This window comes from Candidatus Anstonellales archaeon (genome assembly GCA_038869735.1).
In the GTDB taxonomy this organism is placed as follows: Archaea; Micrarchaeota; Micrarchaeia; order Anstonellales; family CG1-02-47-40; genus JAWCQO01.
The window spans coordinates 58,437-72,754 of sequence record JAWCQO010000003.1; the positions used below are offsets into that span (position 1 = coordinate 58,437).

The 14,318-nt window shown below is 39.9% G+C and carries 14 protein-coding genes; 12 read left to right on the top strand and 2 right to left on the bottom strand.

Annotated elements, in window-relative coordinates:
• Positions 1-25 precede the first annotated feature (25 nt).
• Genes QXF67_01830 through QXF67_01855 form a run of 6 tightly spaced genes read left to right on the top strand, consistent with a single transcriptional unit; the run spans position 26 to position 5,984 of the window.
• Complete coding sequence (locus QXF67_01830; GenBank protein ID MEM3060258.1) at positions 26-1,246, top strand: nucleotide sugar dehydrogenase; 1,221 nt, start codon at positions 26-28, stop codon at positions 1,244-1,246.
• Positions 1,247-1,249: 3 nt separating this feature from the next.
• A complete protein-coding gene (locus QXF67_01835) occupies positions 1,250-2,221 on the top strand; it encodes an NAD-dependent epimerase/dehydratase family protein (protein MEM3060259.1) in 972 nt (323 codons plus the stop codon).
• The gene (locus tag QXF67_01840) at positions 2,218-3,642 is read left to right on the top strand and encodes a lipopolysaccharide biosynthesis protein (GenBank protein ID MEM3060260.1); all 1,425 of its coding nucleotides are present in this window, start codon (positions 2,218-2,220) and stop codon (positions 3,640-3,642) included. Before QXF67_01835 ends, QXF67_01840 begins: the two co-directional genes overlap by 4 nt.
• Before the next feature lie 2 nt (positions 3,643-3,644).
• Positions 3,645-4,379 (top strand): sugar phosphate nucleotidyltransferase, encoded by a 735-nt coding sequence (locus QXF67_01845; protein MEM3060261.1) that lies wholly within the window; start codon positions 3,645-3,647, stop codon positions 4,377-4,379.
• Positions 4,354-5,343, top strand: coding sequence for a hypothetical protein (locus QXF67_01850; protein MEM3060262.1), 990 nt, complete (start codon positions 4,354-4,356; stop codon positions 5,341-5,343). Before QXF67_01845 ends, QXF67_01850 begins: the two co-directional genes overlap by 26 nt.
• A gap of 11 nt (positions 5,344-5,354) precedes the next feature.
• Complete coding sequence (locus QXF67_01855) at positions 5,355-5,984, top strand: SIS domain-containing protein (GenBank protein MEM3060263.1); 630 nt, start codon at positions 5,355-5,357, stop codon at positions 5,982-5,984.
• Here QXF67_01855 and QXF67_01860 read toward each other — a convergent pair whose 3' ends face one another.
• The gene (locus QXF67_01860) at positions 5,985-7,124 is read right to left on the bottom strand and encodes a glycosyltransferase family 4 protein (protein ID MEM3060264.1); all 1,140 of its coding nucleotides are present in this window, start codon (positions 7,122-7,124) and stop codon (positions 5,985-5,987) included.
• An 88-nt stretch (positions 7,125-7,212) separates the two neighbouring features.
• On the opposite strand from QXF67_01860, the gene QXF67_01865 reads away from it, so the two are divergent.
• Positions 7,213-8,178, top strand: a complete 966-nt coding sequence (locus QXF67_01865) for an NAD-dependent epimerase/dehydratase family protein (protein MEM3060265.1) — start codon at positions 7,213-7,215, stop codon at positions 8,176-8,178.
• Here QXF67_01865 and rfbB read toward each other — a convergent pair whose 3' ends face one another.
• Positions 8,179-9,132: a dTDP-glucose 4,6-dehydratase gene (gene rfbB / locus QXF67_01870; protein ID MEM3060266.1), complete on the bottom strand. Its 954-nt coding sequence runs from the start codon at positions 9,130-9,132 to the stop codon at positions 8,179-8,181.
• 72 nt (positions 9,133-9,204) lie between these two features.
• On the opposite strand from rfbB, the gene QXF67_01875 reads away from it, so the two are divergent.
• The 5 genes from QXF67_01875 to QXF67_01895 are packed head-to-tail and all read left to right on the top strand — an operon-like array spanning position 9,205 to position 14,314.
• Complete coding sequence (locus tag QXF67_01875) at positions 9,205-10,287, top strand: glucose-1-phosphate thymidylyltransferase (protein ID MEM3060267.1); 1,083 nt, start codon at positions 9,205-9,207, stop codon at positions 10,285-10,287.
• Between the two features lie 30 nt (positions 10,288-10,317).
• A complete protein-coding gene (locus QXF67_01880; GenBank protein MEM3060268.1) occupies positions 10,318-11,553 on the top strand; it encodes a glycosyltransferase family 4 protein in 1,236 nt (411 codons plus the stop codon).
• Between the two features lie 4 nt (positions 11,554-11,557).
• Positions 11,558-12,226, top strand: coding sequence for a methionine biosynthesis protein MetW (locus tag QXF67_01885; GenBank protein MEM3060269.1), 669 nt, complete (start codon positions 11,558-11,560; stop codon positions 12,224-12,226).
• Positions 12,223-13,218 carry a GDP-mannose 4,6-dehydratase gene (locus QXF67_01890; protein ID MEM3060270.1) on the top strand — a complete coding sequence of 332 codons (996 nt, stop codon included), beginning with the start codon at positions 12,223-12,225 and terminating at the stop codon, positions 13,216-13,218. The genes QXF67_01885 and QXF67_01890 overlap by 4 nt, the downstream gene beginning before the upstream one ends.
• Positions 13,219-13,222: 4 nt before the next feature.
• A complete protein-coding gene (locus QXF67_01895; protein ID MEM3060271.1) occupies positions 13,223-14,314 on the top strand; it encodes a DegT/DnrJ/EryC1/StrS family aminotransferase in 1,092 nt (363 codons plus the stop codon).
• The last annotated feature ends 4 nt before the right edge of the window (positions 14,315-14,318 follow it).

Sequence of the window (14,318 nt, forward strand, 5' to 3'; positions counted from 1 at the left end):
CAACCCTTACGTGGGTGATTCTTACATGCGAATATCTGTTATCGGAATTGGCAGAGTAGGTCTACCTCTAGCACTGGCATTTGCATCAAAGGGTGTGCAAGTAATAGGTATGGATATAAATGAAAAATATCTTCAGATTCTGCGCTCAAAGAAAATGCCATTCATGGAAGAAGGAGCAGAAGAAATACTCGTTAAAGAATTAGGTAAAAATTTTACCGTAACTTCAAACCTCGCTGATGCAATGGTCTCTGAAAATATAATTTTAACTCTCGGAACCCCTGTAGATGAACACATGAATCCAGATTTTTCTCAGATAGATTCCGTCCTCGAAAAGATGCTTCCCTATTTAAGAAAGGGGCACCTCATAATCCTGAGAAGCACCGTTTCTCCTGGCACTATAGACTACATCACAGCCTATATAGAAGAAAATTCTCCCTTTAAGGTAGGAAAGGATATTTTTCTTGCATTTTGTCCAGAAAGGCTTGCAGAGGGCAAAGCTATAAAAGAGCTTTTTTCACTTCCAGAAATAGTTGGCGCAAATGATAATAAGAGTAAGGAGCGGGCAGTCGAGATATTTAAAAGAATAAAAAAGGAGATTTACACGACTACTGCTATAAATGCGGAACTGTTAAAACTATTTACTAACATGTACCGCTACATAAACTTTGCAATAGCAAATGAATTTATGATAATCGCCGAGCAGTTTGGAGCCGATATCTACCAAATAGTAGAACTTTCAAACAAAAATTACCCACGCGGAGGCCCAAAAAACCCGGGTCTTACCGCAGGTCCGTGTCTGTTTAAAGACGGTTTTTTTCTCACCAGTAAAATAGCGTTTCCTGAGCTAATTGCAGCCGCTTGGAAAATAAACGAAACTATCCCCTCCTACCTAGTGGAAAGAATAAAGGACTTTACTACCATTAGAGGTAAGAAAGTGGCGCTGCTGGGACTTACATTTAAGGCAGATTCAGACGATACACGAGAATCTCTTTCTTTCAAATTAATAAAAATACTAAAACGGGAAAGAGCAAAGGTCGTTTTGCATGACCCATTTGTAAAAAATGACGAGTCAATCGACTCTGTGATAAGTGGAGCAGACGTTTTAATAATCGCAACAGCTCATTCACAATACTCTAAACTTGGTTTTCAATATTTCAAATCCAAGATAAAACCCAACTGCATTATTGCAGATATATGGAACATGTTTGGAAAATCATCTATTGTATACCAATGTCCTGTGGGATGAAAAATGGCTAACGTCCTTGTTACCGGCGGTGCTGGCTTTATCGGAAGCGCAGTTGTAAGGCGTCTTGTTGCTCTTGGACACTCAATTAGGGTTGCTGACAATCTTTCAAAAGGGGACGTTTCAAACATAGATACAAATATCGTAGAATTTATGAAGGTTGATTTACTGAAGCCAGAAGAGGCTAAAGCCGCACTTAGCGATATTGACTATTGCTTCCATTTTGCTGCAAAAATAGGGGGAATAGGCTACTTCAACAAATACCCTGCAGACATCTTACGCGACAACACAGCTATCCTTTCTAATGTGCTTGAAGCCGCAAGGTCTTCGAAAACAATCAGAAAAGTGGTCTATATTTCTTCCTCAATGGTTTTTGAGCGTACCACTAAATTTCCTTCCGCAGAAGAAGACGTCTTTTCATCACCACCGCCGATAACTCATTATGGTTTTTCAAAGTTGGTTGGAGAGTATTTTTGCAAAGCCTATTTTGAACAATATGGCCTTAAATATTCCATCTTTAGGCCGTTCAACGCTTATGGTCCTGGTGAGGTCCCAGAGAATGAGGTTGGAATAGCCCATGTAATTCCAGATCTAATAAAAAAAATATATATAGACAAGCAATACCCTGTTGAGATACTTGGTGACGGTAATCAGATCCGCGCATATACTTTTGTTGCTGACCTTGCAGATGCAATATCCACATGCGGTCTTGACAGCAGATCCGACAACGAAGACTTTAACGTAGCAGATCCGCATCCAATTTCGGTGAGAGAACTTGTCCAAAAGATATGGAATTTAAAAAAACACGACAAACCGCTTAGGCTTGTCCATCTTCCTCCTTTTAAGGACGATGTTCAGAAGCGCATCCCCGATACAAAAAAAATTCGCTCTGTATTTGGCTGGAAGCCAAGCGTATGTTTAGATGACGGATTAAAACTCACGGCAGATTGGATAATAAAAAAGAAGGGTGTGCAATGAGAGACAAAATAATTGAGCTGGCAAGAAAAAGCGGAGGACTCTTTTTTGCAAGCTCGATTGCTACTTTTTTCAACTTCCTCTTCGTTTTTTCCCTTGCACGCCTTCTTGGAGCAGCCGAATATGGATATATCCCCCTTGCGCGGGGAAGCCAACTCTTTATCGAAGCCTTTTTGGAGCTTGGACTTGCAGCAGCATTAATAAAACGAATTTCAGAAAAACCAGCTTCGCTGGAAAAAGTAGTCGGTACTTCTCTTTCACTCAAACTGTTACTAGGGCTTTTTTCATCGCTCATCTTGATTTTTCTTTCCACGAAGCTATCCTCACCCTTAGACCTGTATATCCTTGCCATTTCCCCCTTTCCTCTTTTTTCATTTGCTTTTTCTAATATGCGTAGCATTTATTCAGCGAAGATGGACCTTTTCAAAACTTCAATTCTTACAATATTACCTGATGCCCTCCGTTTTTTTCTTGGTCTTCTACTTTTTTTTGCAGGATTTGGGGTCCTCTCAGGAATTCTTGGCTTTACATTCAGCGCTGCCGTTTCATTTGCAGTAGCTCTGCTCATCCTCTGGCGAGATAAATTACTGTCCTTTTCATTTGATACGGAAGAGGCAAAACGCCAGCTTGCGATTGGCCTTTTTCTAAATACTCAGCAAATCTCAAACTACTTCTTTCCATCATTTGTTACGATTCTCTGTGCCCTCCTGCTTTCAATAGCAGACCTAAGTGTAGTTGCAGTCTCCATTTCTTTTGCATCACTTATTTATTTTTTCATATCCCCTCTTACTTCATTTTTTTACCCGTTTGCCTGCCAAAATAACCAAGAAGAGGGATTTTATCGATTTCTTAGCTTCCTCCTTAGATATTGGTTCTCATTCGTTATACTTTCAATTCTTGTGGTGTCTTTTGCGGCTGAGTTCATTTTTTCACTCCTTGGAAAGTCGTTTCTTTATGGAAGCAGAGTGTTTTTCTTGATTGCTATTGCCGTTTTTCTTGATTCCTTTAAATCTATATCTGATTACTACTTTTCAGCAATAGATAAATCAAAATTAATTGTTTTGGCAGAAGCCTCAAAGTTCGTATCATTCTTTGTCATATTGCTCGCTCTCCTGTTTACTGGTGCTTCATTATCCATCTCAGATATTGCCTTGGCGATTCTTTTGTCTTTTGTATTGTCATTCCTAATTAGACTGTTTTGGATGTACAGCTCAACGCAAATTGAGCTAAGCCTAATAATAAAATCAGTTGCTATTTTCTTTGTTTTTGCGCTTATAGCCCTACATATACGCGACGTAAAAGTTGGTCTAATCTCATTAATAGCGGCCGCACTTGTTCTTTATCTTTCCGGCCTCATTACTAAAAAAGATTTTAGATACGCATTAGAAATTGCTGGAATAAGAACATTTAAGCATGGAAGATAAACATGAGGACAAAGCAAGCAGCAATCCTGGCAGGTGGCCTTGGAACACGCCTCAGGCCATTAACCCACAAAATACCAAAGCCAATGATAGAAATTCACGGGAAGCCATTTTTGGAATACCAGCTCAAATATCTCAAAAAAGAAGGAATTAAAAAAGTTGTATTGCTAACCGGCTACCTTCATGAGCAAATACGTTCATATTTTGGAGATTATTTTGAAGGTATAAAACTTACATATTCAATAGAGCAAAAACAGCTTGGAACAGCTGGTGCACTCAAAAAAGCAGAAAAGCTCCTTGAACAGACCTTCTTTGTTCTAAACGGAGACACCTATTTTCCGCTAAAACTTCATCGTCTTGAATCGTTCTTTCTCAAAAAGCCAAATGCAATAGGCGCTCTTTCTGCCTACTCTGGGAGAAGTAGAGTTGCTACCTACAACCTTCTAATTGAAAAATCTGGTTTGGTTCTTGCATATTCAAAAAATTCACCATCGACCAACTTTAATTCAGTGGATGCAGGAGCTTCCATCTTCAAAAAAGAGCTCTTGTCGTTTATAACCCACACTCCATGCTCGCTTGAAGATGAAATTTACCCAAAGCTTATTCACGACGGGTTGCTTTATGCAATCAAAACGTCTCTACGCTTCTATGATATAGGGACATTTAAGAGATTGGACATGGCAAAAAAATTCTTTAAAAGAAGTGTGATGGAACGTGATAATTTCAACAGCTCCCCTTAGAATATCGCTCGGGGGAGGCGGAACGGACCTTCGTTCATATTATTCGAAATTTGGAGGATTTGTATTAAGTGCAGCAATAAACAAATACGTTTATCTCCTTGTCCACAATCGATTTGACGGTATGATAAAAGCAAGCTATGCAAAAATGGAAATTGTAGATTCTCCCAATAAGATTGAGCACCCTATAATTCGTGAAGCACTCAAAATGACTGGCATCAACAATTCAATTGAGATATTCTCTATGGCAGACATCCCTGCAAATTCAGGCCTTGGTTCCTCTTCCTCTTATACCGTCGCGCTCTTAAATGGTCTCTATGCTTTTAGAAAAAAGGAACTTACTCCAGAAGAGCTTGCAGAAAAAGCATGCAAGTTAGAGATAGACATTCTTGGCCAGCCTATTGGAAAGCAAGACCAGTACATAGCTGCTTTTGGTAGTCTTTGTTCCTTTGAGTTTCTTCCTGATGAGTCGGTCAAAATTCAGAGACTCAACATCAGTACATCTACTCTGGAAGAGTTAGAAAAAAACCTTTGTCTTTTTTATACAGGCATCCAGCGAACCTCCACCGATATTCTATCCGAACAAAATAGCCAAACCGCAAAAAATGATCCGAAAGTACTTGCAAATCTTCACGAGATAAAAAACATCGGCTATGCACTTCGTGATTCAATACTTAGCGGAGACTTAGATTTTGTTGGTCGAGCCTTAGCTTTAAACTGGGAAAAAAAGCGGAATCTCTCAACAAAAATATCAAATGACCGCATAGATAAATGGTACGACATCGCCATCTCAGCAGGCGCCATGGGAGGAAAGCTTCTTGGGGCGGGAGGAGGCGGCTTTCTCCTTTTTTACTGTCATCAACAAAAACAGCCATCTCTTAAGAAAAGAATGAGAGCTGCAGGGCTTCGGGAGGTTAAGTTTAGTTTTTCAAGAATAGGGGCAAAACTATTTAGAAACTTCATATAAAACTAAATTATATGGCCATACCCTCAGATTCAGCTCAATTCAACTCAGAACAGTCTGCACTTCACTTCTTTAGCGAGCTAAAAAAAGCCCTAGATGGAGTTTCTCTATCAAGTTTGTTAGCAACTTGTGACGAGATTTTTAACTGTTGGAAGCGTGGGGGAGTCGTTTATGTGATGGGGAATGGTGGGTCTGGCGCAACAGCAAGTCATTTTGTTTGCGATTTATCCAAATGGACAGCGTCAGAAGGAAAACTGCGTATAAAAGCGATATCCCTGAATGAAAACATGCCATTAATATCTGCAATCTCAAACGATATTGGATTTGATGCTGTCTATGTAGAACAGCTAAAGAACTATGACGTCGGAAAAAACGATATCTTAATAGGATTCAGCACTCTTGGCTCAAGCCGCAGAGACAAACGTACTATCAGATCGAATAATCTTATAGAAGCACTAAAGTATGCAAAGTCAAAAGGGGCAAAAACTATTGGATTTATTGGCTTTGACGGTGGACTTATGAAAGATTTCTGTGACATTTCAATAATAGTTCCAGTAAATTCTGTGATTCATACTGAATCAGTTCACGTCTGTCTTTGTCATTTTATAGCACAAAATCTAAAACAAAGAATAAATAGTCTTTAGTTACTCCCTCCCAAATTTATCGCTTTTCTTTTTTGTAACTTGCATATAAACATCCAAGTACTGCTTAGCACATTCATCCCATGAATAACTCTCCGCCACTCTTCTTCCCTCAATCCCCATTAACCTTGCCTTATGCGGATTTGCAATCATCCACGTAATGCATCTTGCAAGTTCATGTGGAGTCGGTTTGCATAAAAGACCGGTAATGCCATTCCTAACCATTTCAGATACGCCGCCTACATCCGTAGCAACAACAGCTTTTCTTGAAGCCATAGCTTCCCATACAACTAAGCCAAGAGGCTCCTCTCTGGAAGGAAGAACAAAAATAGTGCACTCTCTAAAAAGCTGACGTAACATCTCTCTCTTAACAAATCCTGGCATTTCTACCTTATCCTTAATTCCGAGTTTTTCTGCAAGAGAGATACATCTCTGCCTCTCCGGCCCATCACCAGTAATTATTAACTTAACATCAGGTGGTATATCCGCCAACGCAAAGGCTTTCAAAAGCAAATCAAATCCTTTTTTGTAGACAAACCTTCCTGTGGAATAAATAAACCTTTCAGGAAGCTTATGATTGGTAAAAGGTGCAGAATCAAACTCGGTTACATCTATCGCACTCCTTATTGGAAGTGCTCCATCTGTAAACCCCTCTTCATCAAGAAGCTTCTTTGCTATAAACTCCGAAACCGCAGTAACGGCCGAAGCGTTTCTTATAAGATATGTTCCAAAAAACCACGATATCCACGAGCGCTTCATAAAAACAGCATCATTTCCATGAAAGGTAACTACAAAAGGAATATCTCTAAATAAGCTTATTGCAACGCAACTTGCAAGGGCATTTGAATGTGGAAAATGCACATTGATAACATCTGGATTTTCTTCCTTGATTATTTTTATTAGGGCAGGGATTGCCGTAAGTCCAAGTAACCATTTTGGGTTCAGCTGTGGCCTTATAAAAAAGAGCCGCTTTACTCGGATACCCCTAATCGTTTCCTCCTTAGGAAGTGTCGGTGGATTTCTTGCTGCAACAACTAGCACTTCATGGCCCATCTTTTGAATATGTGACATTATTCTTTCAAGGCTATCCTCAAGCCCTCCAATTCTTGGAGCATACAGATCCGTAATGGCTATCACTTTCATAGTCTACACAACCATTCTTAATCAATGAAATAATCCTCCTTCATATAAAAACATAATCTATAAAATAACTTCATCCCAAAGACACCATATGCGAATTATTGTTATCGGAGGGGCAGGTTTTATAGGAAGCGAAATGGCAGGCTTCCTTATAGATAAAGGCCACCATGTCTCCGTAATTGACAATCTAAGGACAGGAAAAGAAAGATATATTACTGAGGCAGGAAAAGGAAAGATAAATTTCATTTATGGGGATATCCTGAATTTACAAAAAGTTAGAGAAGCTATACGAGAAGTTGATGCTGTGTTTCACTTTGCGGCAAATGCAGACATACGAGGGGGAATGGAAAACACGTTTCTTGACCTAGAACAAAACCTAATCGGCACATATAATGTCTTAGAAGCTATGAGGCAGGAAGGGGTAAAAAAAATAGTTTTTGCATCTTCTTCTGGAATATATGGAGAACCTGAAAAAATTCCAACTCCAGAATCATACGGACCTCTTTTTCCTACCTCTCTATATGGCGCAAGCAAACTCGGAGCCGAAGGCTACATTTCTGCGTTTTGTGAAGCATTCGGAATTCAAGCTTGGATCTTCCGTCTTGTAAACATAGTAGGCGCAAGAAACAGCCATGGAGTAATCGGAGATTTCATAAGAAAACTGAGAAAGAATCCACATAAACTTGAAATACTAGGAAACGGTAAACAGCAAAAATCTTATCTCCACGTAAGCGATTGCATTTCTGCAATATACTTCGCGTTTAACAAAGCTAATAACAAAATAAACGTCTTCAATCTTGGGAATGAAGACACAATAAGCGTAAAGGAAGTTGCAGACATAGTATGCGAAGAAATGGGACTTAAAGATGTAACCTACTCCTATACAGGAGGTGAACGAGGCTGGATTGGAGATGCTCCGACAGTCTTACTTTCAGTAGAAAAGTTAAAGCAACTCGGCTTTAAGTTCTCTGGAAACTCAGCAAGCGCCGTGAGACGCGCAACAAGAGAAATGCTAAAAGAAACAGAGATATATGACAAAAAGAGAAGTGAAAGTTAATTACACAAGTTTTTCCCACCATTCCCTATTTTTCTCATACCACTTTACAGTATCCGCCATTCCTTCCTCAAATCCTATTTTTCTCCTCCACCCTATTTTCTTTATCTTTTCAGAAGAAAGCGCATACCTAAAATCATGTCCCTTCCTATCAGCCACAGATTCTATCCATGTTTCGTCAAATCCCATCAATTGCGCCACCATCCGTGCCACTTCAATGTTTCTTCTCTCACACTCGCCCCCAATATTATAAATCTCACCTTTCTTTCCTTTTCTAATAACAAGCTCTATAGCTTCGCAGTTGTCATATACATGAATCCAGTCTCTTATCTGCTCTCCGCTTCCATAAAGAGGAATTTTTTTTCGTTGCAACAAATTAGTAATCATCTTTGGTATAAATTTCTCCGGATGCTGATAAGGTCCATAATTGTTTGAGCTCCTTGTAATAATCGTAAATAGACCGTACGTCCTATTGTAAGCTCTCACCAACATGTCCGCTGCAGCTTTGCTTGCAGAATATGGCGAATTTGGAAGAAGCGGACTATCCTCGTTGAAGACTCCTTTATCTATGCTGCCATATACCTCGTCACTACTAATCTGCACAAATTTTTCTACATCCAATAACCTACAAGCTTCAAGAAGGCGTTGCGTACCAAGAACATCAGTCCTAACAAACTTCTCAGGGTCTTCTATACTTCTGTCTACATGGGTTTCAGCCGCAAAATTTACGGCGATGTTACAATCCTTTAGTAACTTCTTTACAAGCCCAAAGTTGCAAATATCTCCACGTACAAACGAATAATTTTTGTTTTTCTCAAAATCCTTGCAGTTTTCCAAATTTCCTGCATAGGTCAGCTTATCAAGGTTTATAATCTCCCAGTCTCCGTGCTTTGCAAGTACTTTTCGTATGAAATTACTACCTATAAATCCAGCACCGCCACTTACGAGAATCTTCATCTCAATGCCCAAGATATCTTTCTTATGAAAGTTATTAAAAATGCAAATGCCCCTAATTAAGAGGTTTTCTTTATGAAAGGCGTGATACTTGCCGGAGGGAAGGGCACGCGCCTTCGTCCTCTCACTCACAGTGGCGCCAAGCAGCTCATTCCTGTTGCAAATAAACCAATCATCTATTATGCGATAGAAGATTTAGTCTCAGCAGGTATAACTGATATTGGAATAATTGTAGGCCACAGCCCAGAACGAATCCAGAGTATAAAAGATGGAATAGGGGACGAGTCAAAGTTTGGCGCAAGAATAACTTATATAGAACAAGAAGCACCTCTTGGTCTTGCCCATGCCGTTTTGTGCGCAAAAGATTTTGTCTCTGATGACCCCTTTGTAGTTTATCTTGGAGATAACATGCTTGAAAATGGTATCTCCCCATTTGTCAAGGCGTTTGAGAACTCTGACTCGGATGCCTCAATCCTCATCACTCCGGTTCAGGAACCAGAACTTTATGGTATAGCCTATCTTAACAGTAATGGAAACCTTATTAGAGTAGAGGAAAAACCAAAAAACCCCTCCTCAAATATGGCCATAATCGGAGTCTACTTTTTTACAAAATCTATCTTTGAGGTTATCCCAAGAATAAAGCCTTCCAAAAGAGGTGAGCTTGAGATAACGGATGCAATACAAGAACTAATAATGGCTGGTAAAAAGGTTACCTCATATATTGTAGACGGTTGGTGGGACGATACAGGTACGCCCAAATCAATTCTTTTGGTAAATAGCAAAGTCCTTGAAAGCGACAAGATTAAGTCAAAGAATGAAGGGGACGTAGACAAAGAAGCAATAATCGAAGGAAAAGTCTCTATCGGAAAAGGAACGAGAATAGGCCCGGGGTGCATCATAAAAGGGCCAACCGTAATAGGAGAAAACTGCCATATACACAACGCAAAGATAGGACCATACGTTAGCATAGGCAACGCATGCAGAATTGAGAACGCAAAGTTGTCCTGGTCCCTTATCCTTGACGGCGTTGAATTAGTCACAAATATCACATTTATAGATACTATAGTCGGAAAACATACTAGAATTGTTTCAAGATCCAAATCACCTCACCAACCGGCGCAGGTGATTATAGGAGAAAACTCAACAATCATATTATGAAAATAATTTTTTTATAGGGGAGATATACTCATGCGCGTCTGCATGTTCACAAGGACAGTGGCTCAGCAAGGCAAAGGAGGAGTAGAAGACCACATAAATATGCTTTGCCAAGGCCTTTCAAAAGAAGGGATAGAGGTTGAAGTTATTACTACAAGCCATCCCAACAGCTTAGTATACGAAGAGATAAATGGCGTAAAATATCATTATGTGCCGGGTAGCCAACCAAAGCGGTATTCTCGGCAATGGTGGAAAAACTCCGCGAAGAAGTTTCTTGAACTCCACCTAAAAGAGCCATTTGACATTGTTCATTCTCAATCTGCAGGCGGTCTTGGCTTTGTTCTTGATAGTCAGTGCAGCTCACTTAAACTTCCTTTTGTCACTTCTCTTCATGGAACCACATATGATGAAATTCAGACGCAGTTAAATAAACTTAAGAATCTATTAGAAGTTCGCACCATCTCTGATTTTTTTGATACATTAAAAATTTTTCCAAAACTTCTGTTTCAGCTTTATAATTACTTTTTTCTAGATCCAAAATACCTCTCTAAATCAGACATAATAATCGCGACAAGCAATGAACAGAAAAAAATCCTTATAGAGACATTTGCGTTAGATACAAAAAAGATAAGGCTGGTTTACAATGCAGTAGATGAAAATCTTTTCTCTCCGTTGCCACGCCACTTAGCAGTACAAAAGACAGATTTACTTGGCTCACCTGTCCTTCTTTGCGTTGCTCGACTCGAGCGTGAAAAAGGAGTCCAAAACGCAATAATGGGATTGCATTCAATAATAAAAGAATACCCTACTGCATTACTCGTAGTAGTCGGAGACGGAAGTTATCGTCCACGTTTAGAGTCTCTTGCAAGAGACTTAAACATCAATCATAATGTTAAATTCACCGGATTTGTTCCATATGAATCCCTTCCCTATTATTTTTCATCCTGCGATATTTTTCTCAATCCAACCATACGCCAGAATGGTTATGATCTAACTGTTCTTGAAGCAATGTCCTGTGAACGACCAGTCATTGCATCGAATATAGGAAGCATGCCTACAGCTATATCAAATGGAATTGACGGCATCCTCATAAAACCAGGCTCGGCATCTGACCTTGCTCTTGCGGTGCTAGACTTGCTAAAAAATAAAGAGAAGGCAGACAAAATAGGAAAAAATGCGCGCCAAAAAGTTCTTTCGCTCTTTTCATTAAAAAGCATGGTCTCAAGTACGGTTGCTATATATAAAGATGCTTTAGCGCAAGTGAGATAATAATATGGTCAACGGCCCTACCCTTTCCATCCCACCTTACTCAAATTATGGTTATAAGCACCCAGATGAAGCTGAAAGCACAACAAACAGGTTTGAATACCCTATAATTGTTAGTATGGTTAAGGAGGGCTCAACAGTTTTAGATATCGGATGTGGAGATGGCTCTCTTGGAAAGCTTTTGATTACTAAGGGATGCAAGGTCTTTGGTCTTGAGATAGATCCTAATGGCGTGGCTCAATCACAAAGAAAAGGGGTGGATGCAAAAATTTGCGATATTGAAAGCGGCTTACCCTATCCCGACAACTCGTTTGACTATGCAATAATAAACGTAACTCTTCAGATGCTTTATCGTCCACTATACGTTCTAGAAGAAGCAGTCAGAGTTTCTCAGAAGCAAGTTGTCAGCTTTCCAAATTTTGCTCACCTTCCCGCAAGAATTGAGATGCTTATCTACGGAAGGATGCCAAAAACAGCGCTCTTTGGTTATGAATGGTATAACACTAGACATATCCATCACATAACTTACAATGATTTCGTCTCCACCATCAAGAAACTAGGTTTAAAAATTTTAAAAGTAAAAACACTTGATCTTCGTGGCAGAAAGGAAGATTGGCTTTCGCGCTTCTTCCCCTCACTTTTCTGCGGAACAGCCATATTCCTTTTGGAGAAATGAATATGTACAGCTTCGCTGACTTTTACAGGGGAAAGCGCATCCTTATAACAGGAGGACTTGGCTTCATAGGAAGCAACCTGTCTATCCGTCTCTGCCAGTTTGGTTCAAAGGTACATATACTAAACAAAAAACCGACAAATCCTTCTCAGGCCGCATTCAACATAGAACCCGTGAAAAACCAGGTGATAGTGACCTATTCCGATACAAATGATTTCCAGACGCTTGATGAATGCGTTCAGGAGAAGGATATAATCTTTCATCTTGCCGGAAGAGGGAGCCACGTTGATAGTATACTTGACCCAATCGGAGACGCAAGTGCAAACGCGCTGTCTGCACTTTATCTTCTCAAATCAATAATCAAAAAAGAAAAAAAACCAAAGATAATATACTCCGGTACAAGAGGGCAGTACGGTAACGCCAAAACCTTACCTGTTAACGAGGACCATCCAAAACAACCTGTCGACATTAACGGAATAAACAAGCAGGCAGCCGAAGATTATCTCCTTCTTTATTCTAGAATTGGTGCCATACGCGCGTGTTCACTTAGAATGGGCAACATATATGGGCCGCGAATGCAGATGCAAAATCCAAACCAAGGATTTATATCCTGGTTTATACGTCTTGCGATAGACAACAAATGTTTAAATGTTTTTGGTTCCGGGTCTCAGAGGAGAGACTTTACATACATAGATGACTTAATTGATGCTCTACTACTTTGTGGAATGAGTGATAGCACCGACTCTGAAGCTTATAACGTCGGTGGCGACGTTTATAGTGTTCTAGAAGTAGCAAAACTCATCGTAGAAGTTGCAGGAAGCGGTTCTGTTAGCATAACCCCCTACGCCGAAGGGCACAAAAAGGTGGAAGTTGGAGATTTTGTTCCTGACGTCTCAAAAATTAATAAGCTTGGCTGGAAACCTAAAACACCTTTCAAGGAGGGGTTAAAAATGACAATTGATTACTATAGAAAATATAAAGAGTTTTATTGGTGACTGAATGGTTCCATACATTGATTTAAAGACAGAATATTTATCAATAAAAAACGAGATAGAAAAAGCAATCTTTTCAGTTCTTGAGAATTCAAAGTTCGTACTTAGTGACAACGTCTCGAGTTTTGAGCGTGAGTTTTCGTCTTACATAGGAACAAAATATTGTGTTGGGACTGGCAACGGATTGGATGCACTTCGCTTTGCGCTCCTCTCTATTGGAATAAAAGCAGGCGATGAAGTCATCTGCGTTTCTAATTCTGCATTTGCCTCAGCGCTGTGTGTTTCAACAATAGGTGCCAAACCAATCTTTGCAGATGTAGAATACGACACGCATAATATGGACCCCTCCGATATACGGAGAAGAATAACCAAAAAGACAAAAGCGATCGTCCCCGTTCATCTTTATGGACAAACCGCAGATATGGACCCTATACTGGAGATTGCAGATGAGCACAACCTCCTAGTGGTTGAGGATGCATGCCAAGCTCATGGAGCAGAGTACAAAGGAAAAAAGGCCGGTTCAATTGGACAGGTAGGGTGCTTTTCGTTTTACCCTACAAAAAACCTTGGTTGTTATGGGGACGGAGGAGCTGTACTAACTAACGATTACGAGATTGCAGAAAAAGTAAAAATGTTACGCAATTATGGACAGATAAATCGCTATGAGCACGAGATAGAAGGTTTTAACTCACGTCTTGACGAGTTGCAAGCCGCAATCTTAAGGGTAAAACTTAGACACCTTGACAGGTGGAATGAAAAAAGAAGGTCGACTGCACGAAGATACAGCGAGCTTATAAGTCACAAAGACATTACTTGTCCAAATGAAAAAGAATACGCAAAGCACGTGTACCACATATACGCTATAAAATCTGCAAAGCGCGATAGTCTTATGGAGCATCTTAAGCGTGCAGGAATTTCAACCATCATACATTACCCTATTCCTGCTCACCTCCAAAAAGCATATGCACATCTTGAGATTCCAAAAGGCTCACTTCCAGTTACAGAGAAGGTCTGTTCAGAGGAGCTTTCACTTCCTATGCACCCATTCTTAACAGATGAGCAAATAGAAGAAGTCTCTTCAGCCATAAATTCTTTCTGAGCGG